We start from the raw sequence: 25,361 nt of genomic DNA, 5'->3' as shown, positions 1-25,361 counted from the left end.
CAAAACACCTTTAAGCAGCCAGCTGTCGGTATGTGACCGGCGGCTGGTTGTTTAGTTTCGTTTGAATACGAATGTTGTTATAATAGTATATATAGGTTTCGACAGTTTGCTCTACGATGGTCGTCGTAGTGCTTTCCAACCTGTCGAGGTAGAACGTTTCAGACTTTAGTGAGGAATGAAACGATTCGATGGAGGCATTATCAGCGGGTGTCCCTTTGCGGGACATGCTCATGGTAATGCCTTTTGTTTTAACAGCTTTCTGATACTCATAAGATGTATAAACAGAACCTTGGTCACTATGTAACACGCAGTTCTCTGGCAGTACGGGCAGCTGATCAAGTGTGTGTAAGACAAAATCTGTGTCCTGTCTATCGCCAATCGTAAAAGCAATCACTTCTCCATTGTATAAATCCAATATACTGGAAAGATACAATTGTTTCTGCCCATAAGGCAAATATGTGATATCCGTTACTAGCTTTTCCAGAGGGCGATCAGACTGAAAGTTCCGATCTAATATATTCTCGGCCACGGCATATGGCTGCCCATTCTTCTTGCGCTTTTTCACCTTAACCCGGCATTGCCACTGATTTTTCTTCATAATGCGCTGAACCGTTTTATGATTAATACGCATTCCCTTTTTTAATATGGCTGTGATTTTCCGATAGCCATATCGATACTTGTGTTCTCGGCACAACGTGCCGATTTGTTTTTCTAAATGGTATTTAGGGTTATCTTTCATCAGATTCTTCTTCCAACGATAATAAGATGCTCGTGAGATACCTAAATGAATACAGATATCCTGTATGGTCATTGTGCCGCGCAATGCTTCTACAAGCTCGACTGGCGTTTCGCTATCAGCTTCCTTTCCAATTCGTTGTACTTTTTTAACACTTCATTCTGTTGTCTCAGATAACGATTTTCTGCCTGCAGTTTCTCTAATTCGGAAGAATACTCTGGACCTTTTCCATAAGAATATTGCTTTCCGACAGGTTGTTCGAATCGATGTGTGTCCCCAGCTTTATACCACCTGACCCATGTCTGCACCTGCGTCTTATTCTTTATATTCAATTCCTGCATGATCTCCTTCACAGGCACGCCCGCCAATCTCATTTCTACAGCCTTCTGTTTGACTTCAACCGGATAACTCACTCTTGCCCTCATAGAAAAACACCTCCAAGTCTAATTTCGGATAACAACGATCCGTTTTCAAACTTGAAGGTGTTTTTTGTTTGTCTCATATTATGGGGTCAGTCCCCTGCAGAGGAGCTTTTTTCATGCGTTACATCCATTTCGTCACCCAGGCGATATAATAAGCGCCGGGGATGAATACGAGCTGGGCGAGAAGCGTACCAGCGACCCTTGATGTGACCATCGTCAATGATGTCCATTTTAAGGAGACGTAGCTGCGCTTGCCCTTCGCCACATCGTCTGCCAGTACGGAGACTTTCGGGTCAACAAACACAGCCAGCAGCATAGTCGCAACTCCGTTGATTAAGCCTGATGCCATCACGGCGGTCGTGCTGTGCTCAGGCGCCAGAAGGCCGGCGTACAGAGCGGACAGAACACCGATCGTGTAAATAGACGTAATGACCATATTAATGACAAACAAGCGTTTCGGAATCATTCGGAATTGAAGCCCTTTTAAATAGGAGACTGACGGCAGTCTGATATAAGAACGCGCATGCTTCAGCCCGTTCAGTGAAAATCCTTTTTTAAATACCTGCATGACGGAGCCTCCTCCGTCCGCCAAGTGTATAATCGCCCTGGAGAATAACGCGACGAATGTCGGCAAAAGACAGATGCCGAGCATCGTTCCGACCGTGGAGCCGAATATTAAAAATCGAAACTGGGCGCCCACAAGAGACAGGGCGTTTGATCCGGCGGCATCAATCAGATGTCCGGTAAACGGCTGCTGAACCATGTTTGACATGCGCGACACGATGACCATGACATTAAATAATGACAGCGCGGACGCGATAAAACCGACTCTCGCGCCGGAAAGCCGTGTTGCATAGGCAAGCGTTTCAATCGAATGTATCAGCAGCAGAAAACAGAAGATAAACAGTACTTGTGAAGTAATAACGTGCAATGTATGATTCCTCCAAATCTTTTCTACTGATTAGACTCTGCAGACTGCGGCGAGGTTTCGGCCGTTTACATAAAAAAACCGCCCGGATGTCCGGCGCGGTTTTGTCTTATTCTTTTCTTACGCAAATAAATAATATATGGTTGCCCGCCTTAGCCCGCGGGTGATTCGTATTAACAGTTCCGACAGAATCATTCTTCGAAAGTAAACACCATGGAAGTTCTTGAACACAAGACAACGAAAGCCCTACCTCTCAATCGTCACTGCGGCTCCGAAGCCGCGCCGGTGTGAATTGTAAAACAAAAAGTCTTTTTTCCATCTCTTCGTTAGGGGCGAATGTCAGAAGGAAAAGAATAAGCTCAGCTTTTTTTCAAGCTGTCCGTTGAAGCCTGAAGCTTCTATATCAAAACAGAAAAAAGAAGTTTACTTTCTTTTTTATTTGCATGTTGTCACTTAGCAATTAAGTATAACAGATTGCCCCTGAATAATCAAATGATTTATTAAAGTTCCAGCTCGGCCGGCGTTTTTTCACCCGCGTTCATGAGCTTGATCTGCTTCGGTTCAATTTCAAGAATCACCAGGTTCGGATCGTCTTTTCCGTCAAACCAGCGTTCCAGTTTCGGATCCCACAGCTTTTCTTTTAAATCGGCTGAGTTGTTCAGTTTGGCGGTTCCGGCCACTTCCACATAAGCGTCACCGAATCCTTCACAGTCATACCCTAACAGAATATGAACATTCGGATTGTTTTCAATTTCTTCCGCTTTATGAGTGTCTTTGCTCGTCGGCGTGTAAATCGTTAAGCCGTCATGGAAAAATGTCATGTAGCGTGAATGCGGTTTGCCTTGCTCTACCGTCGCAAGCGAACCGACTTTATGATGATCCAGTACTTCAAGCACTTTTTCTTTGATTTCATTTTGATTCATGAAGAATCACTCCTTTTTAACGTCTCCGCTTTTACTTTTCCACATTGGGGAGACATTTAAACCAAGAAATGTGCTCTTCTGCCGATCTTCGCTCCATTCCCGCTTCAGCATGCTGTAGTTCACCGTGTCATGATAGGCGCCCTGTACGAAAATGCCTTCTCTCGTCAGTCCTTCTTTCTGAAATCCGAGCCGTTCCGCCACCGCCCTGCTTTTCGTGTTTTTTTCAGCCGCGCTGATCATAATACGGTTCAGGCCGAGATCCTGAAATACATGGGTGATGACCGCCCGGCAGCTTGCGGTGATAATGCCGAACCCTTCATGCTCTCGATCCAGCCAGTAGCCGATCTCTGCTTTTTGATTGGCTGTATCGACATTATGGATGCTGATCATGCCGCAAAACCGGCCCTTCACAAAAATTCCGGCGTCAAACCCATTCTCTTCCGCGTATTTATAGCGCCATTCGGGGATGATCACATCGCGGTACGTATCGATATCAGCCAGTTCTTCCGCCCAGCTGAGCCATTCGCTGAGATGGTTTTGATTTCGCTTCATAACAGAATACAATTCGTCCGTATCTTCTTTGGCAAGCAATCTGATCGTCAGATGTTCCCGGATTTGACAGGAAAACACGACCGCACCTTCTTTCCTTTATTAGCCATTATACAGGTAAATTCATTTTTTTCCATACAAAAAAAAGATGAGGCGTGCAGCCTCATCCTTAAATGCGCGGGTCGGTGAAAATGTCGTGATCATCCGTGCTTGTCGATGACATTTCCGTGACGACCGCCCCTTCTTCTCCCGCTTGAAACCAATGCTTCGTATCCGGCGGAATGGTGTATTGTCCGCCCGGCTCAAGCACAACCTCATGCCAAACGGTGTAGTATTCCTTGTCTTCTTCCGGCGGGAGGACGCTTGGGTTCTCTGTCTTTTCGCCTTCCACGTAGAGATACACCTTCCCCCAGCGGCAGCGGAATGTCTCTTGTTTTCCCTTCTCGCCGCCCACCGGCGGATGGCGGTGTTCCGGACACGTCTGGCGCGGGAAGAGCACCAATTCTTTCGAACAGTAGCGGTCGGTATTCACGTAAATAAACAGCTGAAGCCCGGTTTCCTCAAGCTTGCCTAAGCCGTAATCCATGATTTGAATGTCTTCGACTTCATTATCAGTCAGAACGATTCCCGCTTTTTGATAGTATGCATTCACATCATGTTTCGATATCGTCATGCTTCAGCCCCCTTATGTGGTTACAAATTTGCCGCCGTTGACATGCAGCGTCTGTCCGGTCATATAAGATGATTCGTCTGAGGCCAAGAGCACATAGCAGCCGACATGTTCAACAGGCTGGCCTGCCCGGCCCATCGGCGTAGTCTGACCGAAGGAAGCGACTGTTTCTTCTGAGAATGTCGCCGGAATAAGCGGTGTCCAGATCGGCCCCGGCGCCACGGCGTTGACACGGATACCGTCGTTGACGAGCGCTTGCGCCATGGATCTCGTAAAACCGTTAATCGCGCCTTTCGTAGCCGTGTAGTCAATCAGCTGCGGATTGCCTGTGTAAGGATTAATGGATGTCGTATTGATGATCGCGCTGCCCGGCTTCATGTAATCAATCGCTTTTTTAGTCAAATAAAATTGTGAGTAAAAGTTTGTTTTAAAGGTTCTGTGAAGCTGCTCGCTTGTGATGTCTTTAATGCTTTCTTTCGGATGCTGTTCCGCGGCGTTATTCACGAGAATATCAAGACGCCCGAATTCTTCAACCGTTTTTTCAACCGCTTCATTGCAAAAGTCTTCCTCACCGACATCGCCGGGGATTAACAGACATTTTACGCCTTCTTCTTCCACTCGTTTTTTTGTATCTTCCGCATCACTGTGTTCATCAAAATAGACGATCGCGACATTTGCGCCTTCCTTCGCGTAAGCAACCGCTACGGCGCGTCCGATACCGCTGTCGCCCCCTGTGATAAGTGCGGTTTTCCCTTTTAATTTATCAGCGCCTTTATATTCTTTGTATTCATAAACAGGCGCCGGATTCATTTCGCTTTCAATGCCCGGCTGGCGGTTTTGTGATTCCGCCGGGAATTCCTTCGGATAGTTTTCCATGTCAAGTTCCTCCTTCTAGTTCGATGTCATATTTCTTGTCTACCTCGGCTGTCTTTTGGATAAACATGAATGAGACAGTTCAAAACGTTTTCGGAGAAAAATGTTTCACATGGAACGCAAGAAAAAAACCCGGCTGGCAGCCGGGTTTTTGTTTTCAATTATGAACGGACCGCTTGTTTGCGGAGCACGTCTTTTCTCACTTTTCCAAGGTTGTTTTTCGGAAGTTCGCTGACGAACTCAATTTCCGGAATTTTAAAGGCGGCAAGACGTTCTTGAAGGAATCGGGTCACTTCTTCTTCTGTCAGGCCTTCTCTGCCGTTTGTCACGATGAACGCTTTCGGCTTTTCGCCGTAGAGCGGATCAGGGATACCGACAACCGCCGTTTCGAGAATGCCCGGCACTTGCTGAATGACCTCTTCAATCTGGTCGGGATAAATATTGTCGCCGCCGTAGATGATGACATCTTTGTAACGTCCGGTGATAAAGATAAATCCGTCTTCATCCACATATCCGGAATCGCCGGTATGGAACCAGCCGTCTTTCAGCACTTTTCGTGTCGCTTCTTCGTTACCTTCGTAGCCTTTGAATAAAAACGGACTTGTCACAACGACTTCTCCGATTGAGCCTTGCGGAAGGAATTCACCTGTTTCCGGATCTACAACGCGGACGTCCACTTCTTCCATCGGTTTACCCGCGGAAGCGGCTTTATCCATTCCCATTTGCGGATTCCAAGAGCTGATGCCCCACGCTTCCGTGCTTCCGTATCCGTGCATGAGCGGAATGCCGATATCGAGATACTGCTGGATCAGGCTGCTTGGCACCTTTGTGCCTCCCGTCATCATATAAACGATAGAAGACATGTCAGTCTGATGCGTTTCCCATGCTTTCAGCAGGTATGTGAAATAGACTGGCAGCGCCATGATGGTTTGAATTTTTTCTTTTTCGATGAGCTTCAGGTTTTCCACAGGGTCCTGATTGTCTGTCATAATGAATGTCGTTCCGCTCATCGTGCCGACCATCTGGCAGATAATCGCGCTCGTATGGTAATTCGGATGGCATGCTAAGAAGCGGACATGCTGCATTCTCCCCGTGTATGCCAATGTCGCGTTTACGTAGTTGTATATACCGCCGTGAGTGATCATGCAGCGTTTCGGATTGCCGGTTGTACCTGAGGTAAACATCAGCAATGCCGTATCGTTTTCAGACACCGTTTCGACATCCGGTGTATCACCGGAGCCTGTCAATAAAGCGTCAAACTGAGGCGTTGTCTCCGCAGCTGTTCCGGTCTCGACCTTCAGTTTAAGAGAAGATACCAGCGCAGGAAGCACTTCTTCCATGATCTCTTTAAATTCAGTGCCGTAAAAAACAGCTTTCGGTTCACAGGCTGCTAAAATGCCTTTCATTTCGTAAGGTGTTAATTGCCAGCTGACGGGCACAACCACCGCGCCGATTTCGAGTGCCGCAAACATGACAATGGATGCCGCGTGGCCGTTTTTGCAAAGCATCGCCACTCTGTCGCCTTTTTTTATTCCTTTATCAAGAAGCGCTTGTGCAAGCTGGTTGATTCGTTTTCGATATTCCGCGTAGGTCAGGGTATACGCACCGCTTTTTACAGCTTCGATCTCTTCGCTATTTGAAATGTCATGCAGAATCAGATGCTGTAATGTCTCCATATTTTCATCTCCCATAATGATAAATCACAAAAAAACTCTGTCAGATTTTCTTTCTCACGCAACCCATTTTAAACCAAAAAATATAACTTGTAAAACTATTTTGTTTTAGAACTATTCCATCAGTGAATGATACAATAGTCCCGTGTTTTTAGTTTCTTCCCTTCCCCTTACCCTCATACATGCACAAAAAAACACACCCCACATGAGGTGTGCGCTTCCTGTTTACCGCTGTCCTTTCTCCTGAATGAAATGATAAAACAGCTTGTTTAAACGTTTGTATAAATCGGCCTCATCCTCAGTCTGGAAGGCTTTTATACTGTCTTCGGACTCGATGATGGCCGAGCTGACCGCACTTAGTATTTCCGATCCTTCAGCGGGCATATCAGCCGGCGCCATCATCACCAAACCGCGGTCGACGGTCAGGGAATTTCCGTCCATGCCTTTGACACTGCATGGAGCTGTCAAATCATAAATTTTGAAAAAAGGCGTGACAATTTCTTCATTTTTGAGATGGTACAGCGCCATCGCCGTTCCCGGAATGCCGAGTCCGCCCTGTCGTTCACGCTCAGCAAGGCGCTGTGCGGTTTTTTGGGCATTATGAACCAATCCTTCTTGCTCCAGCATGTCAAACATACGGTTCAAAAACAGCTCATACGCCGTGTTTGAATCAATGGATTTGATCGAAAAGTTCCGCAGCACGCTTTGGATAACCGCCGCGTAATGCGCCATACGGCCGGCCGCTTCCAGCATATCAGGCGTCTCCGGCTGCTTCTCCTCTCTTTTACCGTTTCTTTTTTTGTCAAGAATCAGCGGAATTTTTCTTTTGATGTACTGCTTGACCTGATCAGCGTCTTCTTCGTTTAAAAGCGGACTGACCATGACGTAATCAATGTTTTCATACGGGATCGGAACGGTGGATACGATCATGTCATACGCGGTGATGTCTCGATCCTTCAGTTCGATGAGGGAAGACATATCAAAGGAACGGATTTCCGAAAGCTCTTTTTTCAGCCTGGATGCGAGCATTTTGGACGACCCGATGCCGCTTGAACAGACGATCAGCGCTTTGATCTTCGCTTCTTCCCGTTTGATTTCCAAAGCAGAGCCGAAGTGAAGAACGATGAAAGCGATCTCATTATCAGAGAAAAGAAGCCCCGGAAAGAATTTTTCCATTCCTTCTTCTACGGCCATGTACAGCAGGAAGTAGTCGCGTTTAATTTGCTCGGTCATCGGGTTGTACATGTCGATATTTTCTTTTACCCGGTTGATCGCAGGCTCCAGATGGGCGATTAAACCGTCGTATAAAGAACCGTTTTCCGTCAGATCAATTTTAATTTTTTCAGAAATGAAGCCGATCAGCTGCTTCGTTTGCAAGGCCGTTTCAACCTCTATGTCTTCCGGTTTGAATTCCGTTTTGTATTTGCGGTTGGCGCTCCGCAAATGAATGGTGATATATCCGATCTCAGCTTCCGGAATTGAAACACCGAACGCTTTTTCAAGCTCTTTTGCCATTTCCAGCGCAGAGCCGTACTCCTTCGTCTGCTGCAGCGCTTTTAGTTCCGAAGCCTCCATCGTGATGGTTTCTCCGAGCCTGATCCGGTCCATCGCAAAGGTTAAATGAACCGCAAGCGCCATGTATGAGCTGTCAGATAAGGCGATCGCGATTTTTTCCTTGAGCTGAATTAAGAGCCGGTCCATTTTCAAAAGTTCCGCTTTATTTACGACGCCGAACATTTTTTCAGCATCGTCCGGTTTTCCTTTAATATTCAATTCAACCGCTTCCAAAAAGCTTTGAATATCAAGGCGGTTGACGATGAGATTGCCGACGATTTTCCGTTTCGCATTTTCCGGCCCCGTCAGCTGAATGCCGAAGCCCCTTTTTCGGATCAGCGTCAAGCCGAAGGGCGCAATCCAAGTCTCCAGCTCATCCAGGTCATAGCTGATCGTCGCGTTTGTCACTTGCAGTTCGTTCGCCAGACTGTAGAGCTTGATCGGCTCTTGAGACTCTAATAGTGAACATAGAATTAAAAGTTTCCGCTCCTCAGCGCTGTATTCATGCTGTTCATAAGACAGGTCTGACAGGAGTTTTTGTTTGTCCTCCGGGTTTCCTACCGCTTTCAGTCCTTTGCCGGGCTGTTTATCAAGTGCCAGACCGAATGATTCCATTATCGGTTTGATTGTTTTTAACTCGCGGTGAACGGTTCTTGTGCTGACTTGTAAAGCTTCCGCCAGTTCATGCACTGTATCGTACCGGTTCTGCAGTAATAGATGTTTCATTAATTTTTGTTCTCTCGCTGTCATATACATGAAACGCGCCTCCAGATTTTCTAGTTGTGAGAAGTATGGCATATGGGGAGTGCTGCCGGGGAAAGTGGTGTAAGTTATAATATAAAACGCTTTCAATGATTATTCAACCATTTTCAAATGGCAATTTGGCACTGGGCCGTGTGACAGTATTGAAAAAGAAAAATGTGTCAGATAATATGCCATGACGCTTGTTACTCTTGATCCGCACGGCTATACTTCAAAGTGACCTTACTTGTTTTTAGACATTGCACACCACATAAACAAACGCCCGGAAGATAGCTTCCGGGCGTTTGTTCTGTTTATGGAATATCGCAGCCTTGGACACCGGTATAAATCCGGAACCACTGATCATGGCTGATTTTGTACGCGGATGCACGCACCGCGGCGGAAATGCGGTTCTCTTTTCCGCTGCCGACAATCGGCATGATGTCTGCCGGGTGGGTGAACAGCCATGCGTACATGACTTCGTCAATGGAAGCGGCACCGATTTCTTCCTGTACGGAACGAAGCGCGGCACGGATACGGACGTCCTTATCTGATTGTCCGGTAAAGACGCTCCCGCCCGCAAGCGGTGACCACGCCATCGGCGGAATGCGTTTTTCCTGACAGAAATCCAGCGTGCCGTCATGAATATTTTCCAGCTCGTACGCCGAGATTTCAATTTGGTTTGTGATGAGCGGATCATCCAAATAGGATTCGAGCATTCTGTACTGGTGCGCTTTAAAGTTCGATACTCCGAAATATCTGACCTTTCCCGAGCTTTTCAGCGCATGAAACGCTTCAGCCACCGCCTCTGGTTCCATAAGCGGGTCCGGTCTGTGAATGAGCAGCACATCCAGATAATCCGTATTCAGATTCAAGAGCGACTGCTCCGCCGACGCTAAAATGTGAGACTTCGACGTATTATAATGATGCGACTTGTTTCCGGGCCGTTCCGGTGATTCAATGACAATCCCGCATTTTGTGACGATTTCGATTCGCTCCCTTATTGAAGGCGAAAGGGACAAAGCGCCGCCGAACAGCTTTTCACACGTATAACCGCCATATATATCGGCATGGTCGAAGGTGGTGATGCCTTGGCTGATACACCATTCAATCAAATTCAGCAGCTCTCCGTCTGAAACATTCCATTCGTTCAGACGCCAAAGCCCGTGTATCACTCTTGAAAATTCCAGGTCTTCAGCCAATTGAATGCGCTGCATGTGAAATCCCCCTTTTTCTTAGAGCCTCTTGTATCTCTGTTTTCAGGAATTGCCCATGCTGTTTCATTCTGCTTCGGCGGCCGATTTTCCTTTCAGCCCGCGAAAATCGTCATTTAATGATTCTGAAACTGCTTTTTCGCTTTTTCAACGACGTAATGGCTTCCGCCGCGTTTTTTGACGTCTTGAATCATCATCGCGATCAAGAGGTCTTTCTTTTTATAATCGTAACCGACAAACCAGCCGTTTTCTTTGCCGTCTTTATCTTCTTTAGACGTTTTCAGCTCGGCTGTACCGGTTTTTCCGGCTACGGTAATGCCGCTTACGGCCGGCTGATATGCAGAGCCGCGCGGATCTTCAACGACGCCTCTCAGCCCTTTTGTGATTTCTTCGGCATTGGCTTTCGATACCACTTGCTTATGCCAGATTTGCGGTGTTTTTTCTCCGTCTTTGATCAATGTCGGTTTGACGAGATTTCCGTCTGTTACAAATGCGGTATAGTCAGCCGCTAAGTGCAGCGGAGACATCAGCATCTGCCCCTGGCCGTAGCCCGTATCTCCGAGAAGGATCTCGGAATCAAGCTTGCCGTTAGCGATTGAAGACTTTTCAATCGGAAATTGGTACGGAATCTCTTCATCAAACCCAAATGTTTTTAATCCTTTTGTAAACGCGTCCGCTCCGGCATCTATGGCATTTTGCGCAAAGTAGATGTTGTCAGATGTGATCAGCGCGTTTTCGAGATCCACTTCATTCAGGCGCTCTGATACGCGTGTGACATGGTAACCGCCCCAGCTTGAATCTTTCTGCCACTCTTTTCCGGTGATTTTTTTCTTTTCTGACGCTTTCAATGTGCCGTTTGTCAGGCCGACTGCCGCGGCAATCGGTTTAATCGTTGATCCCGGCGCATAAAGTTTGTTGAATTTCGCTGAAAACGGATTGTTTTTATCTTCATTTAGTTTTTTCCATTCTTTCCCGCCCCAGCCGAAAATAAAGCCGTTCGGGTCATAAGACGGTGCGCTGACGAGCGCGAGTGTCTCTCCCGTTTGCGGTTCGAGGGCGACTGCCGCTCCGCTGTCATCTTTCATAGAATCATACAGCTTCGTCTGCGTTTTCATGTCAATCGTTACATGAATATCCTGTCCGCTTTCGGCTTTCTTTTCAGCAATGACCTCACCTGTTTGCGGGACGTAAATTTTCCAGCCGGTCGTGCCGCGCAGCTTGTCTTCATATACATTCTCAAGGCCGGCGATGCCGATTTTGGAAGTATCGCTGTATTGGCCGTCTTTCGCTTTTTTCAGCTGCTCCGCTGTGATGGTTTTAATATAGCCGGTCAGATGGGCTGCTTTTTCGCCGTACGGATAGTAGCGGGAGCTGACTTTCGTTTTCGTCACGCCGTCTAATGCGAGCAGGCTTTTGACCTTGCTTTCATCATCCGGTCTGATTTTTTGAAGCGGGACATAGGAGTCGTCTTTTACCCAGCCCTGGTTCAGTTTGCTTTTGATATCGTCTTCAGAAAGGTCCAGTTTTTCAGACAGTTTTTTGATCACGCTGTCTTTATCCTTGCCGAGTTTTCCAGGGATAATGCCGATTTCCGGCACCTCGGTATTCACGGCGAGACCTTTTCCGTCTTTGTCGTAAATTTGTCCGCGCTTCGGTTCTTCATTTGCGATCTGCACGGTTTTGTCATCGGAAAGCTGTTTGAAAATAAAAGAAGGATTCCAGTCGATGTTCCATGATTCTCCATCGTCTGTTTTTTCTTTTTTCAGGACGGCCGTATTTTCAAAAGCGACCTTCCCTGCTTTTGTATCCATGCTGACTTTATAATCGATGTGCTGGAGGTCATCTTTTTTCTTGTCGTCTTCGTCCTGTTTTTCGGCAGTGACTTTCAGATTTTTGACCCCTGCTTGTTCATAAACGGTTTCATATCGCTTTACAAAATCCTTTTTGGATCGTTTTTTCTTTTCATCCTGGGTGAGGCTTTGGTACATCTTATCGTAGTGACCGCCGTTCCAGTCTTTTACGAAATCTTTCATTCTGTCTTCGGCCGATTCCGTTTTCGAGCAGCCGATCAAACCTATGATTCCTGCGAGTAAAAGTAATAGGTATAACCCTTTTTTCACTGTCTATTCCCCTGCCTTCCAACTGTTATTTTCTCCTAAACCAAATCAGGCTGGCAAGGATTTTTTTCTCATATTGTTTAAAATTTTTTTGTTTTTCCTGCCGTCACGGGCCATATTCTTATACAATGTATCTATTAAAAAAAGGGGGAATTTCAGATGATCAGAGAAGCAGCCATGCTGTATGTAAAAGAAGGTCTTGAGGGGGAATTCGAAGAGGCATTCCGCCGGGCGGAGCCGATTATCAAGGGCATGAAAGGTTATCTGTCCCATTCCTTGTCCAAATGTATGGAAAAGACGCATAAATATTTGCTGCTTGTGGAATGGGAGACATTAGAAGATCATACAAAAGGCTTTCGCGGATCGCCGGAATATCAGGAATGGAAAGCCTTACTGCACCGTTTTTATTCACCATTTCCCGTTGTGGAGCATTTTCAGGATCTATCAGACTCAGATCGCGTGAAGCGTAAAACCGATTAAGGAGATCGACCATACAAAAACGGCGGTATAGATATTGAATTTCCCGGAGCCGTCGTTTTCTTTCCGTTTTTCCTCCAGCCCCTGAATGAACATGACCGCACCGAGAAACACGAGCATAACCGGCTGTATGACAGAGGTATGTTCCGCATACGTAAATGCGGCGGCCGCAAGTATAATAATCAGCATCGCGAGTGACAGTTTTAAGGCGCGCAGCAAAGCAATCCATCCTTTCTGTTATCATTTTTTGAACACAATTCTATTTCTGTCTTTATCCCCCATTATTCTAGCGTATTTTTTGCGCGGATAGAACGAAAGTCGGACAATTTTAAGTTTGTTTTAAGGAGCACGAAAAGCGCGCTCCCGATGAAAAGGAGCGCGCGGTTATGAGCGGGCGAGGCTTCCGTATCCGAGCCCCCGCAGGACGCATGCCATGACTTCATATCCCTTGCTCTTGGGGTGTACGCGGTCATGAGAGAGATATTCATTCATTTTTCCTTTGAAAGCGCTGTGGACGTCGGCGATTTTGACGTACGGCGCCGATGCGAGTGTGCTGAGGTGCGCATTATAAGAGGATATCCATTTTTCTGCAATGGAGATTCCCGGGAAAGGATTGTATAAATTGAAGACGCGGATCTCATAAGGAGACGGGTGCGGCCCTTTTAAGGCGGCGATCTTGGCAATCATCTTTTCAAAGTTCTCATGGCAGTGACCGGACACGCCGGTGAACACCGAAGCGTCCGATGTTTGCTGATATGCCTGAACCGAATCGATCAAATCGTTGCCGCAGCCTGTAATCGTAATCATATCAGCAGCCTGAATCCGCCTCTGAATGTACGGCAAGGACATAAGCCCGAGAATTTCTCCCGTCTCAAGGCCTGATTTGGCAAAGATGGATACGTCGGTTCTTGTCTGTAAATCTTCTGCCATCATACGCCCGAACCGCTGGACAAAACCGGCGGAAAACGGCCCGGATCCCCTCCCCGTCGTCAAAGAATCCCCCAGCGCCGTATAAACAAGTCCCATTTACTTTCCTCCACTCGTTACTATCGATATTGTAATGTACGCGAGTGAAGAAAAATTGGCTCGGTCAATAACCCAATTTCTCAGAAATATGCTGTGCAGCAGTTTTGACCTTTTCGGTTAAATACGGCAGCCTGTCCTCTGAAAACCGGGCTTCGAAGCCGGCGATGCTGATTCCGGCAGCCACCTTACCTTCGTGGTTGAAAATCGGCGCCCCGATCGCCGCCGTGTAATCTTCTAATTCCGAATAGCTGATCGTATAACCTGATTGTAAGGATCTTTCAATGGAGTGAAGCAGTTCAGCCCGATCCGTCATCGTGCCTGAGGCGATTGCGGCAAGCTTTGTCTTCTGAATGTATGTGTCAATCTCCTCTTTTGGCAGAAACGATAGAATGCTTCTGGCGCACGCTCCCGCGTACAGCGGCGACCGGCGGCCGATTGCCGTATACAGGCGGACGGTTTGAGTGCCTTCAATTTTTTCGACGTAAATGGCTTCATCTCCGTCCCTCATGATCAGCTGAACGGCCTCATCCACTTCGCCGCACAGCTCTTCCATAATCGGTTTGGCTATTTTCCTGATGTCCAGACGTTCAGAGACGAGCTGGCCGAATTGTAAAAAGATCAGACCAAGCTGATAACGGCCGTCCGCTGCCCGGGTGAGAAATCCCGTTTCCTCCAGTGAGCTTGCCATCCGGTGAACCGAGGTCTTCGGCATTTCCGATAGAGAAACCAGCTCATTTAAGCTCAGGCTCGGTTCAGTCAGAAATAAATGAAGCAGTTCCATTGATTTGATGACGGTTTTGTTTTTGTTTTCCATGGTCTTTAGCCCCTTTGTCAGATCAGCCATTCCATTTTGAGCCTTGCTTTCAGCTCCTTCAGCTGCTGTTCCTTCTCTAAAAGCAGCATTTCCGCTTCCTCCAGCGAAACGGCCCGGAACGTGATATGTTCCCCCGGCATCGTTTGGGCGACGAGAGGAAGATCGGCGGATATGATATGCGCCATCCGCGGATAGCCCCCCGTCGTCTGTCTGTCAGCCAGCAGAATAATCGGATTGCCGTCCGGCGGCACCTGCACCGTTCCGAACGTCACGGCCTCAGATACCATTTCCAGCGGCTCCCTCAATTCAAGCGGAGCGCCCTTCAGCCGGTAGCCCATTCGGTCGGATTGAGGCGTGACCATATATGACTCGTGATAAAAACGCAATTTTGCTTCTTCTGTAAAAGCGTGAAATTGAGCGCCTTCAAGCACTCGTATGACCGGATTTTTTTTCAGCGGCAGAAATCCTCTGCTGCTGACAGACCAATCAGGCGCTGAGAAACCATGCTGTCCGAAAGAATCGCTCAGACGGTACGCGATTGATTCCGAACATGGCGTCATACGGCCGAGCGGCAGCTCATCATCTTTTTGCAGCGCTCTTCCGCAAAAGCCGCCGATCCCCGCTCTGACATATGTGCTTTTGCTTTCCATGACGGCGGGCACGTCAAATCCCCCCGCGACGGCGAGATAAGCGCGGCTCCCCATCTTGCATGGCCCGAATGAGACAACGCTGTTTTCCTTTATCAAAACCGGTTTCCACAGAGGAGCGGGCTCCCCATTAATATGAAAGGCGAAATCAGCTCCCGTGACGGCAATAACCGCAGGTTCTGAAAATTCAAAGGAAGGCCCGGGCCCCATGAGCGTAATTTCCAGTCCCGCCTCTTTTTCTTGATTTCCGGCAAGAAGATTGGCGATGCGCAGTGAGATCGTATCCATTGCGCCGCTTCCCAGCACACCGTATTTCTGATATCCCGTCCGCCCCGTGTCCTGAACCGTCGTCAAGAGACCGGGCTTTACCACTTTCATACTCATTCGGCTCCCTCCTTGATGCGGCTGTACTCCTCTGCTGTGATCCGGACGAATTTCACCGTATCGCCCGCTCTCAAAAGACTCGGCGGATGTTCTTCCGGCCTGAAAAGCCGGAGCGGGGTGCTGCCGATCAGCTGCCAGCCGCCGGGAGTGGATATCGGATACACACCGGTCTGCATTCCCGCGATTCCTACTGAACCGGCCGGGATGGACGGCCTTGGCGACGCCTTTCTCGGCGCTCTGATCCGCTCAGACATTCCTCCTAAAAACGGAAATCCCGGCGCAAATCCGAGCATATAAACGAGATATTCGCCTTCAGTATGAATGCGGATGACGTCTTCCGGGGTCAGATCGTTCATCTCAGCGACCTCTTCTAAATCGGGACCGAAATCACCGCCGTAGCAAACGGGGATTTCCATCACCCGGCGCTCTTCTTTGCGGCCGGTCATTATATGGCTGAGACGTTCTGTCACCTCTTTCTTGACCAGGGCAAAAGGAGAGACGCCTTTTTTTATGTTTGAGACGGCATACACATCATAAAAGATCGTTAAGCTTGTGAATGCCGGAATACATTCAACGAAGCCCGGAAACGGCCGTTCTTCCATACAGGCTGCCGCCGCATGCACCCGGCCGTTGACCTCTTCGCTGATGTGCCCGCCAAAGCGGATGATAACGGCGGAATCACCGTACGGCTGTATATCAAGCGCTGTATTTCCGCTATACTGCATCATTGTCATCACCTCGTTGTATTCTTTCTCACTTACAGGACAGCAAGCGATTCATTTCGTATATCGGTGATCAGCATGTGCCCCGGTGAATGTGTTATTACGATGTCAGGCTTTGCTTCCATGATCACCGCCTGGGGCGTAACGCCGCAAGCCCAGAATACGGGAACTTCGCCTTCCCGCACCGTTACGGCATCTCCGAAATCCGGCTGATGCAAATCGCTGATACCGATGCTTTGCGGATTTCCGATGCGGACGGGGGCGCCGTGCACGGCGGGAAAACGTGACGTGACCTGCGCCGCGCGGACTGCAAGCCTTTCCGGAATCGGTCTCATGCTGACGACCATCTTTCCAGAAAACGGGCCGGCGGGAACACAGTCAATGTCTGTTTTATACATGGGGACATTCACACCCTCATCGATGTGCCTGATTGGAATGTGCTGATTAATAAGGGCTTGCTCGAATGAAAAACTGCAGCCGATTAAAAACCCGACATAATCATCCTTCCAATACGGCGTAATATCCGTTACCTCTTCAGTAAGCACGCCATGCCGATAAACCCTGTATTTCGGAAAGTCCGTCCGGATATCAGCTCCCGGCGCAGCTATTGCCGGAACGGGTGAACCCGCATCCGTCACGTCAAGCACCGGACAAGGCTTTTGATTGCGCTGGCAGAATAAGAGAAAATCAAAGGCAAGATCCTTTTGCAAAACGACGAGATTGGCTTGTGCGTAAGAAGCGGCCAACCCCGCCGTTGGCCCGGTCATCTGCCCCTTCCTGATCAGCTGTCTGACTTCTTCGGGACTCATGTCACTCATATGTTTTTTCATATCATCAGCTCCATAGCTGCGGCATCTGCGTGAATAATGTATAGATGCCCATAACCGCCATGACAACCACTACGATCGCCCCTGCAATCGTGAGCCAGATCGGATGCTTGTAATCGCCGACGATTTTTTTCTTATAAGCGCCCAACAGAATCATCGCTAATGCAAGCGGCAGAATTAAGCCGTTAAGCGAACCGACCGCGACCAGAATTTTGGCAGGCTGGCCGATCGTGACAAAAATTAGAGTGGATACGATGATAAAACCGATAATGACGCCATGTGAGTGCTTTTCGATTTTTGTTGAAAATGATTTGAAAAATGATACCGATGTATAGGCGGCGCCGATGACAGACGTGATAGCGGCAGACCACATGATGACGCCGAAAATTTTATAGCCTACATTTCCCGCCGCAAGCCGGAATACAGAAGCCGCCGGATTATCAGGATCAATGCTCAGGCCCTTTGAGACGACGCCGAGCACGGCGAGAAACAGGGCAATCCGCATAATCGATGTAATCAGAACGCCTGTGATGGAGCTTTTCGTAACCTGAGGGAGGACTTCCTTCCCTTGGATGCCTGAATCAAGCAAACGGTGGCCGCCGGCAAATGTAATGTATCCGCCGACCGTGCCGCCGACAAGCGTCACGATCGCCAGCACACTGATATGATCAGGCATAAAAGTTTTCACAACGGCGTGTCCGACCGGCGGAGCCGTCGTTACGGCAACATACACTGTCAATACGATCATGACGATTCCGGCGATCTGCATAAAACGGTCCATGACTTTTCCGGCTTCCTTTATGACAAAAATCAGCACCGCGACCGCTGCGCTGATTAAAGCGCCGATCTCCGGTTTGATCCCGAATAATACTTGAAGACCGAGACCCGCGCCGCCGATGTTTCCGATATTAAACGCAAGTCCGCCGAGCACGACCAGAAAAGCAATGGCATAACCGGCGCCCGGAAGCACCATATTGGCAATCTCTTGGCCGCGCTTTCCGGAAACCGCGATAATCCGCCATACATTGGTTTGCGCGAAAATGTCCAAAATAATAGAAATTAAAATGATAAAGCCGAAGCTTGCCGCCAATGTATTGGTAAACGTGGCCGTTTGCGTCAGAAAGCCGGGCCCGATTGATGATGTCGCCATCAAAAATGTCGCGCCTAAAAGAAGCGACCATTTGCCGGAAGCCTTTCCGGCTGTTTTTTTCTTTTGCTCCATGCTGTCTTCCTCCCTCTGCTGCTCAGTCTTTTGAAAGCGCGCTGATTTGAATGTCTGCCGCTTTTAATTCTTTTTTGATTGTTTTTGCGAATGTGAGGGCGTGGGCTCCGTCTCCGTGAATGCAGACCGTGTCCGCTTTCAGGCTTACAGCTTGTCCCTTACGTGATGTCACCGTGCTGTCTTTCACCATTTGAATCACTTGACCGACCGCTTTTTTGTCATCCTGAATCAGCGCATCCGGCTCTGAACGCGGCGTCAGCGTGCCGTCTTCCTGATAGGTGCGGTCCGCAAACACTTCGCTTGCCGTCCTCAGTCCGATTCGATCTCCCGCTTTAATCAGCTCGCTTCCGGAAAGCCCGAAAAGAATAAGCCCGGGATCAAAATGACAGACCGCCTGAGCGATGGCTTCTGACAGGCCGGGATTGACGGCGGCCATATTATATAAAGCGCCGTGCGGCTTCACATGCTGCATCTCGACACCTTCTGCTTTTAAAAACCCTGACAGCGCGCCGATTTGGTACAGCGTCAGATCATACGCTTCCTCGGGTGTAATCGCGATCTGCCGCCGCCCGAATCCCTGCAGATCGAACAGCCCGGGATGAGCGCCGATTTTCACGCCTTTTTCCGCCGCAAGCGCAACCGTTTTGCGCATCACGCTGGGATCACCCGCATGAAAGCCGCAGGCGATGTTTGCAGATGTCACATAATCCAAAATCTCTTCATCCAGCCCGATTTTATAAGCACCGAAACTCTCTCCTAAATCACAATTGATGTCAATCTGAAACATAAGATCCCTCCTGTATTGTAAACGTTTTATATGATTATCATTCCGCTATTCGGAATGACTATTCCGAATTGTTGGATTTCTCTTCATTATATTTAATTCTGACAGGTTTGAACATCCTTTTGTCAGAAAACCTACCATGGACCTAGTCATAAATCTGACAAAACAAAAAAAAGAGAGCCTCATACTGAGACTCTCTCTTTTTTCTATTATAACACCCAGTGGCGGATCGCTTTGGCGACCCCGTTTTCCGTGTTGACATCAGTCACCCAGTCAGCTGTTTCTTTCACAATGTCCTGCGCATTCCCCATGGCGACGCCGACACCCGCTTTTTCAATCATGGCAATGTCATTCAGACTGTCACCCATGGCCATCACATTTTCCATCGTGAAGCCGAGTTTTTCCGATACCTTCGCCAGCGCAGCCGCTTTGTTGATACCGAGGGCATTGACTTCGATGTTGATCGGACTGGAGTTTGTGATCTCGAGCTCCTTGTATTCCTTGAGCTCTTTCAGCACCTCATTCCGCACTTCGTCATCCTCGATTTCGAATCCGAACTTGAGCCACTGATGATCCGTAATCGTTTCCGGGAATTCCCCTCTCCACACTCTATCGACGGTAGAGGCCCAGAAATTCGTGTTGTGCTTATTCCTCAGATCCCATAATTTTTGAATATGATCGGTATGAAGAAGCTTGCGCTCAACCAGCTCAAAGTCGGAATCCCAGATTTCGCTGCCGTTTGCCGTGATTAAAAAGGATGACAGCTCGAGAGACTCAGCCAGTTCGCGGCAGGTCATCAGCGTGCGTCCTGTGCTGATGACGACGTGAATTCCTTTCGCCTCCGCTTCCTTGATCGCCCGCCGGTTTTCCTCCGGGATGAGCTGCTCGTCATTGAGCAGGGTTCCGTCCATATCAATCGCGATCAGTTTAATATCTGCGTCTTCTCTTTGTATCGGCATATATGTACCTCACTTTTTATAATGTAGTCGTCTCTATTTTAATACATATGACCCACAGGGACAAAAAACCGCTTCCTGCGTTTGGCGGGGAGAACGTTGAGGAAAAGAAATATCGAGGTGATGGAGGATGAAAGAAAGAAAACAAAAGAACAAACCGAATGAAAATCCTGAACATCATGATTTAACCGATCCGATTCCGCTGGAAGAGCTGAAGGAAAACGCCAATGACGAAAAACACAAACATGACCAAAGGGACAATTCACAAAGTGAAAGAGATTATGATACAAAATAACAGGCTTGTCCGAAAGCCGCCGCTGGAGGCGGCTTTTTTTACGATGGCTGGATAAATATGCTGAGCTCAGCTTCCGCCACAGGCTTCCCGGCAACGGACGCTTTCGCCCGGCCGAACACAAAACCGCGTCTGATTCGCGTGACCTCAAAAAAAAGATCCAGACGGTCTCCCGGCAAAGCGGCACCTAACCTTTCCGCTTTCTTCACCGCGGATAAGAGACCGAGGCCGTCGCCACCGGTAATTCCCGCGCAAGCCGCCGTTTGGGCCATTGCTTCAACGACGAGCGAAAATGGCATCTCTCTTTGGGATTCAGTTATAAACCAGTCATTTTCACTGATGTTTTTGTAAGCAGCCGCCCATTTTCCGGCTTCACTGTTCGTCGTGCCGTCAATCAAAAGAAACGGAAAACGATGGGGCAATAGCTTCTGATTCATCACGCAGCCTCCCTCTCTCTCATTATAACGCAAGAAAAAACCCGCGTCCCCCGACGCGGGTTCATTTTTATTGATTGAGCTTTTTGAGCACGATGCCGTGCAGCGACTCATGCGGCTGAATACCGCAAATGTCTTGAAGAACGCCGCTCGTGCCTTTTTCCGCGATAAGCTTTTGCAGCTCAACCGCTTCCGGATCATCCTGATAGTCAAAACGCAGGGCGGCGGCGATGCCTTCTGCCAGCGCGTTCGGTTCTTTTATTTTTTTGGCCGGCCCTACTAATCTGTCATTCGCTCCGAGTTTTCTGAGCGGTGATCTGGCGACTCTTGTCACATCATCCGTGATGTATTCATTTTCAAAGCGGCCGATGATTTTTTTCATGTACTGCTCGTGTTCGGCTTGCTTAAAGCCGTACGCTTTCACCAAGTACTCGCCCGTTTCTGAAAGTGCATCGTACACGACACGCCGGATTTCCGGATGGCCGATGGCCTCTTTGACGGTTTTTAATCCGCGCTGATAGCCGACGTACGCCGTAACGGCATGACCGGTATTGACGGTAAACAGTTTCCGTTCAATGAACGGCGTAAGGTCATCCGTAAACAACGCACCTTCCAGTACCGGCTGGCCGCCGGCAAAGCCGGTTCTGTCTATGACCCATTCAAAAAACGGTTCTACAGATACTTTCAGCGGATCTTCATGGTGCTGAATCGGCACGATCCGATCCACCGCAGAATCCGGGAAGCCGACCGTCCGGTTCACGAGTTCCCGTTCCGCTTCCGTCAAATGTCCGAAAACTTCTTTTTTCAGAAAACTGCTGCCGCCGATCATATTTTCACAGGCAATGATATTGAGAGGTTCAGAGGACGTTCTGCGCTTCAGCCCTTCCGCGATGGACGGGGCGATGAGTCTTAGAACGTTCGGGCCCACCGCCGTCGTAATGATCGCCGCTTCATTGATCAGCCTGTACAGCTCTTGTTCTTGCACCGCGCTGTTGATGGCTGAAACGGGGCCGATGATTTCGGTCTGCCGGCCGCCGTCGGCAAGCTCCACGGTATATTCCTTCTTTTCATTGAGAAGGCTGACCATCGTTTCATTCACATCAGCGAAAACTACGTCATAGCCGGAATGATGGAGCAGGGCGCCGATAAAGCCCCGCCCGATGTTTCCCGCTCCGAAATGAAGGGCAATCATGTCAGTTCACCTCGCTGAAAATAGCGGCCAGTTCTTCTTCCGTCTTTGCACTGATCAGCCGTTCGATGTTTTCTTCCTCTGAGCAGATGATGGCGATGTTTGACAGGATGTCTAAGTGTTCATTGTTTTTTCCGGCGATACCGAAAACGACCTTTGCCGTATTGCCTTCACCGTATTCCACACCGTCCGGAATCTGGATGACGGAAATGCCTGAATGAAGCACCTCATCCTTCGCATCTTCCGTGCCGTGCGGGATCGCGATGAAATTCCCCATAAACGTGGATGATGTTTCTTCACGTTCGAACATTTTTTCCACATAGCCGTTCTTCACGTAGCCGTTATCAATCAATGTCTGTCCCGCGAGGCGGATGGCATCCTCCTTTGAGTTCACTGTCTGGTTCAGTTTGATGTTCGCTTTAGCCAATACTTCCATGATGAAAATCCCTCTTTCTGTTTGATTAGTTTTTAAGCTTTTCAATCAGTTCATCGTATTTCGGGCTGTTCAAGAAATTATCAACCGAAATGTGCACCGCCTGCGGCAGCTTCGCTTTCGCGCGGTCAGTCAGGTCCTTATGCGTAATGACGATATCCGCGTCATTCGGCAGATTATTGATCGACGTATTTGTCACATCAATATCCAGGTCTGCTTTTTTCACTTTATTTCTTAAAATGGAGGCGCCCATTGCGCTCGATCCCATACCCGCGTCACACGCGAAGATAATGCGGCTGACTTGGTCGGCGGAAATATCAGCGGCGCTGTTTTCCGGCTCTTCCTCTTTGTCCGCCAACGCGGCCGCCGCTTCACTTTTCCTGCCTTTCATTTCCTGCATTTTTTCCGCCGCGGCTGTCAAATCTTCTTCGCCCGCTTTAGACGATTTCAGAATAAGCGCCGAAACGATAAACGATACGGCCGCGGCAACGATGACGCCCGCCAGCACGCCGAGGTAGCTTCCTTTCGGCGTCAGCGCTAAAATGGCGATGATGCTTCCCGGAGATGATGCGGCGACAAGACCCGCGTTAAAGATCGAGAATGTAAGCAGTCCGCTCGCTCCCCCGGCGATCGCCGCGAGGATCAGCATCGGTTTCATTAAAATGTAAGGGAAATAGATTTCATGAATCCCCCCGAAGAAATGAATGATCGCCGCTCCCGGGGCCGTCGATCTTGAAGAGCCTTTCCCAAAGAACATATATGCCAGTAAAATACCGAGTCCCGGCCCGGGGTTCGCTTCCACTAAGAACAGAATGGATTTACCCGCTTTGGCGGCCTGCTCGATTCCGATCGGACTTAAAATGCCGTGGTTGATCGCGTTATTCAGGAACAGGACTTTCGCCGGTTCTACGAAAACGCTTGCAATCGGCAGCAAATTCGCGTGGACAATGACTTCCACACCCGCCGCCAGCAATTTGTTAAGAGACAGGACGACCGGGCCGATCGCATAAAACGCGATAATCGTGAGCACAGCTCCGATAATTCCCGCCGTGAAGTTGTTGATCAGCATTTCAAACCCCTGTCTGACTTTATCTTTAAACACACGGTCTAATTGTTTAATGAGATAACCGCCCAAAGGCCCCATAATCATTGCCCCTAAGAACATCGGAATGTCCGCTCCGACAATGACTCCGATGGCCGCCGTCGCTCCGACGACTCCCCCGCGGTGATCGTAAATCATTTTTCCGCCCGTATATGCGATTAAAAGCGGCAGAAGATACGTAATCATCGGGGTTACCAATGTATTCAGCTGCGGATTCGGAAACCATCCCGCTGGAATAAACAGCGCGGTGATAATTCCCCATGCGATAAATGCGCCGATATTCGGCATGATCATACCGCTTAAATAACTGCCGAACCGCTGTATCTTCACTTTCATGCCAGCTTGCTGTTCTTGCTGCATGTTCATTCCCTCCCTGTTTGCTTGCCTTCAGATGAAAATAAATAAGACACGGGGTTTCTCTCCCCTGTGTCTTCATCATAAAACGCTTACAATCCCCATTCAATGAAAAGTAAAGAGGAGTTTGGCACAGAGACTGTGACAACTCCTTAACAAAAAAAAGACACCTCATCAAAGGTGTCTTACCGCTTTCTGTATATAATGTGTCCTTTTGTGACGACGAGTTTGGCAATGAGCCGCTCACTGATAATAAACACCGGATACGCACATACGAGCGCGAAAATGGCGGCCGGCACATACCGCGCTGCCGGAAACATCGGCATGACGGCGGTTCTGGCCATCTGCACAAGATAAATCAAAAGCACCGTGATCGCAATGGCCGCAGCCATAATCGGAGCTGATACTTTATATTCACGCAATTTCACATGGCAATGCCCGCACTGAAACTGGCACGGGATCATGGATGATCTGACCATGTCGCCTGTAATCGGCTTGCCGCAGTTCGGGCAGGTCGTTTCTTTCATGTTTATTCCTCCATTCAACTCTTCTATTATAACAGAGTCTGACTACGTCTTTTACATTTGTGATTGTTCAACATTTTTTCACATATTTTATCATCAGGCTCTTGTGTGCATTTGTGAAAACATCTACTCTTAGAGGGAGGTTCATCACTCATTCGCATCATAAAAAGGAGGATGCAGAATTGCTTCCGATTCACAGACAGCAAACCTTGCTTGAATGGCTGAAAGAAGAGGGCGCGCTGAAAATCTCTGACATAAGCGAGAGATTCGGCGTCTCCGAGATGACCGTGTACAGAGACGTCAATCAGCTGGCGGATGCAAACCGGATTATCCGGACACCCGGCGGCATTACGCTCCCTCCCGCTTCAGAACGAAGCGCCAATCAATGCGGCTATTGCCTGCGGCCGATTCAGCATTCGTATTCTGTTCAGCTTATTACCGTTTCACAAGCCGTTGAGCAGATGTGCTGCATTCATTGCGCGATTTTGCGGTATGAGGATAAAAAGGAAGAAGTGTCCCACGTCATTTGTAAAGATTTTCTTCTCCAGACGACGCTGACGGCCGCTTCCGCATACTTTTTAGTCCATGCCGATATTGACCTTCACTGCTGCCGGCCTCAGGCGATTCCCTTCTCAACGCTTGATTACGCAGAACGGTTTCAAAAAGGATTCGGCGGGATCATTTGCACCTTTGACGAGGCGGCGGACATCATCTTACACGACAGGCAGAAGGGATGCACCTGCAGCAAGACATAACAACAACCAACCGGAAGGC

27 protein-coding genes are annotated in these 25,361 nt (G+C 48.6%); 3 read left to right on the top strand and 24 right to left on the bottom strand.

Features of this window, described 5'->3' with window-relative positions; all coding sequences use genetic code 11:
- Positions 1–10: 10 nt before the first annotated feature.
- The 10 genes from NYE62_RS02260 to NYE62_RS02215 form a co-directional block, all read right to left on the bottom strand.
- Positions 11–1,161 (bottom strand): IS3 family transposase gene (locus NYE62_RS02260; protein WP_342497024.1). Its coding sequence is split into 2 segments (ribosomal slippage): positions 11–888 and positions 888–1,161, totalling 1,152 coding nucleotides; the frame shifts between segments, so codons are not numbered across the junction.
- A gap of 118 nt (positions 1,162–1,279) precedes the next feature.
- Positions 1,280–2,089: a lipid II flippase Amj family protein gene (locus NYE62_RS02255; RefSeq protein WP_012116831.1), complete on the bottom strand. Its 810-nt coding sequence runs from the start codon at positions 2,087–2,089 to the stop codon at positions 1,280–1,282.
- Between the two features lie 497 nt (positions 2,090–2,586).
- Positions 2,587–3,009: a pyridoxamine 5'-phosphate oxidase family protein gene (locus tag NYE62_RS02250; protein ID WP_003156270.1), complete on the bottom strand. Its 423-nt coding sequence runs from the start codon at positions 3,007–3,009 to the stop codon at positions 2,587–2,589.
- 6 nt (positions 3,010–3,015) lie between these two features.
- Positions 3,016–3,639 (bottom strand): GNAT family protein, encoded by a 624-nt coding sequence (locus tag NYE62_RS02245; protein WP_342497201.1) that lies wholly within the window; start codon positions 3,637–3,639, stop codon positions 3,016–3,018.
- A gap of 88 nt (positions 3,640–3,727) precedes the next feature.
- Positions 3,728–4,231, bottom strand: a complete 504-nt coding sequence (locus NYE62_RS02240; protein ID WP_342497200.1) for a D-lyxose/D-mannose family sugar isomerase — start codon at positions 4,229–4,231, stop codon at positions 3,728–3,730.
- A 12-nt stretch (positions 4,232–4,243) separates the two neighbouring features.
- Positions 4,244–5,104, bottom strand: coding sequence for an SDR family oxidoreductase (locus tag NYE62_RS02235; RefSeq protein WP_265451324.1), 861 nt, complete (start codon positions 5,102–5,104; stop codon positions 4,244–4,246).
- Between the two features lie 158 nt (positions 5,105–5,262).
- Positions 5,263–6,777 (bottom strand): class I adenylate-forming enzyme family protein, encoded by a 1,515-nt coding sequence (locus NYE62_RS02230; protein WP_039252750.1) that lies wholly within the window; start codon positions 6,775–6,777, stop codon positions 5,263–5,265.
- Positions 6,778–6,999: 222 nt separating this feature from the next.
- The gene (locus tag NYE62_RS02225) at positions 7,000–9,084 is read right to left on the bottom strand and encodes a transcription antiterminator (RefSeq protein WP_265451323.1); all 2,085 of its coding nucleotides are present in this window, start codon (positions 9,082–9,084) and stop codon (positions 7,000–7,002) included.
- Between the two features lie 299 nt (positions 9,085–9,383).
- Complete coding sequence (locus NYE62_RS02220) at positions 9,384–10,286, bottom strand: aldo/keto reductase family oxidoreductase (RefSeq protein ID WP_144664512.1); 903 nt, start codon at positions 10,284–10,286, stop codon at positions 9,384–9,386.
- A gap of 113 nt (positions 10,287–10,399) precedes the next feature.
- Complete coding sequence (locus NYE62_RS02215) at positions 10,400–12,403, bottom strand: penicillin-binding transpeptidase domain-containing protein (protein ID WP_025284246.1); 2,004 nt, start codon at positions 12,401–12,403, stop codon at positions 10,400–10,402.
- Positions 12,404–12,559: 156 nt separating this feature from the next.
- Between NYE62_RS02215 and NYE62_RS02210 the strand changes: the two genes are divergently transcribed.
- A complete protein-coding gene (locus tag NYE62_RS02210; protein ID WP_144664510.1) occupies positions 12,560–12,880 on the top strand; it encodes an antibiotic biosynthesis monooxygenase in 321 nt (106 codons plus the stop codon).
- On the opposite strand, the gene NYE62_RS02205 is transcribed toward NYE62_RS02210, so the two are convergent.
- The 9 genes from NYE62_RS02205 to NYE62_RS02165 form a co-directional block, all read right to left on the bottom strand.
- Complete coding sequence (locus tag NYE62_RS02205; RefSeq protein ID WP_003156283.1) at positions 12,851–13,096, bottom strand: YczI family protein; 246 nt, start codon at positions 13,094–13,096, stop codon at positions 12,851–12,853. The genes NYE62_RS02210 and NYE62_RS02205 overlap by 30 nt on opposite strands.
- Before the next feature lie 165 nt (positions 13,097–13,261).
- The gene (locus NYE62_RS02200) at positions 13,262–13,903 is read right to left on the bottom strand and encodes a GDSL-type esterase/lipase family protein (RefSeq protein WP_342497199.1); all 642 of its coding nucleotides are present in this window, start codon (positions 13,901–13,903) and stop codon (positions 13,262–13,264) included.
- A 64-nt stretch (positions 13,904–13,967) separates the two neighbouring features.
- Positions 13,968–14,717, bottom strand: coding sequence for an IclR family transcriptional regulator (locus tag NYE62_RS02195; protein ID WP_076425692.1), 750 nt, complete (start codon positions 14,715–14,717; stop codon positions 13,968–13,970).
- Positions 14,718–14,734: 17 nt separating this feature from the next.
- On the bottom strand, positions 14,735–15,742 hold the full coding sequence (locus tag NYE62_RS02190; RefSeq protein ID WP_108702424.1) for a biotin-dependent carboxyltransferase family protein: 1,008 nt from the start codon (positions 15,740–15,742) through the stop codon (positions 14,735–14,737).
- A 2-nt stretch (positions 15,743–15,744) separates the two neighbouring features.
- Positions 15,745–16,476 carry a 5-oxoprolinase subunit PxpB gene (gene pxpB / locus NYE62_RS02185; RefSeq protein WP_033575070.1) on the bottom strand — a complete coding sequence of 244 codons (732 nt, stop codon included), beginning with the start codon at positions 16,474–16,476 and terminating at the stop codon, positions 15,745–15,747.
- A 29-nt stretch (positions 16,477–16,505) separates the two neighbouring features.
- Positions 16,506–17,300, bottom strand: coding sequence for a putative hydro-lyase (locus tag NYE62_RS02180; RefSeq protein WP_144664508.1), 795 nt, complete (start codon positions 17,298–17,300; stop codon positions 16,506–16,508).
- A gap of 4 nt (positions 17,301–17,304) precedes the next feature.
- Positions 17,305–18,519, bottom strand: a complete 1,215-nt coding sequence (locus tag NYE62_RS02175; protein WP_007410295.1) for an NRAMP family divalent metal transporter — start codon at positions 18,517–18,519, stop codon at positions 17,305–17,307.
- A gap of 22 nt (positions 18,520–18,541) precedes the next feature.
- Complete coding sequence (locus NYE62_RS02170; protein ID WP_007410294.1) at positions 18,542–19,306, bottom strand: 5-oxoprolinase subunit PxpA; 765 nt, start codon at positions 19,304–19,306, stop codon at positions 18,542–18,544.
- A 206-nt stretch (positions 19,307–19,512) separates the two neighbouring features.
- The gene (locus NYE62_RS02165) at positions 19,513–20,262 is read right to left on the bottom strand and encodes a Cof-type HAD-IIB family hydrolase (protein ID WP_007410293.1); all 750 of its coding nucleotides are present in this window, start codon (positions 20,260–20,262) and stop codon (positions 19,513–19,515) included.
- 127 nt (positions 20,263–20,389) lie between these two features.
- On the opposite strand from NYE62_RS02165, the gene NYE62_RS02160 reads away from it, so the two are divergent.
- Positions 20,390–20,554: a hypothetical protein gene (locus NYE62_RS02160; protein ID WP_003156294.1), complete on the top strand. Its 165-nt coding sequence runs from the start codon at positions 20,390–20,392 to the stop codon at positions 20,552–20,554.
- A 38-nt stretch (positions 20,555–20,592) separates the two neighbouring features.
- On the opposite strand, the gene NYE62_RS02155 is transcribed toward NYE62_RS02160, so the two are convergent.
- The 5 genes from NYE62_RS02155 to NYE62_RS02135 all read right to left on the bottom strand — a co-directional run bounded on the left by NYE62_RS02155 (position 20,593) and on the right by NYE62_RS02135 (position 24,590).
- On the bottom strand, positions 20,593–20,988 hold the full coding sequence (locus NYE62_RS02155) for a 3-hydroxyacyl-ACP dehydratase FabZ family protein (protein WP_003156298.1): 396 nt from the start codon (positions 20,986–20,988) through the stop codon (positions 20,593–20,595).
- A gap of 67 nt (positions 20,989–21,055) precedes the next feature.
- The gene (locus NYE62_RS02150) at positions 21,056–22,177 is read right to left on the bottom strand and encodes a mannitol-1-phosphate 5-dehydrogenase (RefSeq protein ID WP_144664506.1); all 1,122 of its coding nucleotides are present in this window, start codon (positions 22,175–22,177) and stop codon (positions 21,056–21,058) included.
- 1 nt (position 22,178) lies between these two features.
- Positions 22,179–22,610: a PTS sugar transporter subunit IIA gene (locus tag NYE62_RS02145; protein WP_012116817.1), complete on the bottom strand. Its 432-nt coding sequence runs from the start codon at positions 22,608–22,610 to the stop codon at positions 22,179–22,181.
- A 25-nt stretch (positions 22,611–22,635) separates the two neighbouring features.
- Positions 22,636–24,075, bottom strand: a complete 1,440-nt coding sequence (locus NYE62_RS02140; protein ID WP_095352399.1) for a PTS mannitol transporter subunit IICB — start codon at positions 24,073–24,075, stop codon at positions 22,636–22,638.
- A 173-nt stretch (positions 24,076–24,248) separates the two neighbouring features.
- A complete protein-coding gene (locus NYE62_RS02135; RefSeq protein WP_014416915.1) occupies positions 24,249–24,590 on the bottom strand; it encodes a hypothetical protein in 342 nt (113 codons plus the stop codon).
- A 179-nt stretch (positions 24,591–24,769) separates the two neighbouring features.
- Here NYE62_RS02135 and NYE62_RS02130 point away from each other — a divergent pair, with 179 nt between their 5' ends.
- A complete protein-coding gene (locus tag NYE62_RS02130) occupies positions 24,770–25,342 on the top strand; it encodes a DeoR family transcriptional regulator (protein WP_032870800.1) in 573 nt (190 codons plus the stop codon).
- Positions 25,343–25,361 lie beyond the last annotated feature (19 nt).

Origin of the sequence: Bacillus sp. FSL K6-2861 (assembly GCF_038630725.1) — a bacterium.
GTDB lineage: Bacteria > Bacillota > Bacilli > Bacillales > Bacillaceae > Bacillus > Bacillus velezensis.
Note: the sequence above shows the minus strand (reverse complement) of the source record. Positions and strands in the feature narration are given on the sequence as shown.

Bases quoted from the DNA above. Each gene is read 5' to 3' on its own strand.
- NYE62_RS02210 (WP_144664510.1), top strand. From the start codon at position 12,560: ATGATCAGAGAAGCAGCCATGCTGTATGTAAAAGAAGGTCTTGAGGGG.
- NYE62_RS02220 (WP_144664512.1), bottom strand. From the start codon at position 10,286: ATGCAGCGCATTCAATTGGCTGAAGACCTGGAATTTTCAAGAGTGATA.
- NYE62_RS02135 (WP_014416915.1), bottom strand. From the start codon at position 24,590: ATGAAAGAAACGACCTGCCCGAACTGCGGCAAGCCGATTACAGGCGAC.
- NYE62_RS02160 (WP_003156294.1), top strand. From the start codon at position 20,390: ATGAAAGAAAGAAAACAAAAGAACAAACCGAATGAAAATCCTGAACAT.
- NYE62_RS02180 (WP_144664508.1), bottom strand. From the start codon at position 17,300: ATGAAAAAACATATGAGTGACATGAGTCCCGAAGAAGTCAGACAGCTG.
- NYE62_RS02225 (WP_265451323.1), bottom strand. From the start codon at position 9,084: ATGTATATGACAGCGAGAGAACAAAAATTAATGAAACATCTATTACTG.
- NYE62_RS02150 (WP_144664506.1), bottom strand. From the start codon at position 22,177: ATGATTGCCCTTCATTTCGGAGCGGGAAACATCGGGCGGGGCTTTATC.
- NYE62_RS02235 (WP_265451324.1), bottom strand. From the start codon at position 5,104: ATGGAAAACTATCCGAAGGAATTCCCGGCGGAATCACAAAACCGCCAG.
- NYE62_RS02195 (WP_076425692.1), bottom strand. From the start codon at position 14,717: ATGGAAAACAAAAACAAAACCGTCATCAAATCAATGGAACTGCTTCAT.
- NYE62_RS02250 (WP_003156270.1), bottom strand. From the start codon at position 3,009: ATGAATCAAAATGAAATCAAAGAAAAAGTGCTTGAAGTACTGGATCAT.
- NYE62_RS02175 (WP_007410295.1), bottom strand. From the start codon at position 18,519: ATGGAGCAAAAGAAAAAAACAGCCGGAAAGGCTTCCGGCAAATGGTCG.
- NYE62_RS02200 (WP_342497199.1), bottom strand. From the start codon at position 13,903: ATGGGACTTGTTTATACGGCGCTGGGGGATTCTTTGACGACGGGGAGG.
- pxpB (WP_033575070.1), bottom strand. From the start codon at position 16,476: ATGATGCAGTATAGCGGAAATACAGCGCTTGATATACAGCCGTACGGT.
- NYE62_RS02155 (WP_003156298.1), bottom strand. From the start codon at position 20,988: ATGAATCAGAAGCTATTGCCCCATCGTTTTCCGTTTCTTTTGATTGAC.
- NYE62_RS02165 (WP_007410293.1), bottom strand. From the start codon at position 20,262: ATGCCGATACAAAGAGAAGACGCAGATATTAAACTGATCGCGATTGAT.
- NYE62_RS02140 (WP_095352399.1), bottom strand. From the start codon at position 24,075: ATGAACATGCAGCAAGAACAGCAAGCTGGCATGAAAGTGAAGATACAG.
- NYE62_RS02170 (WP_007410294.1), bottom strand. From the start codon at position 19,306: ATGTTTCAGATTGACATCAATTGTGATTTAGGAGAGAGTTTCGGTGCT.
- NYE62_RS02145 (WP_012116817.1), bottom strand. From the start codon at position 22,610: ATGGAAGTATTGGCTAAAGCGAACATCAAACTGAACCAGACAGTGAAC.
- NYE62_RS02230 (WP_039252750.1), bottom strand. From the start codon at position 6,777: ATGGAGACATTACAGCATCTGATTCTGCATGACATTTCAAATAGCGAA.
- NYE62_RS02190 (WP_108702424.1), bottom strand. From the start codon at position 15,742: ATGAAAGTGGTAAAGCCCGGTCTCTTGACGACGGTTCAGGACACGGGG.
- NYE62_RS02240 (WP_342497200.1), bottom strand. From the start codon at position 4,231: ATGACGATATCGAAACATGATGTGAATGCATACTATCAAAAAGCGGGA.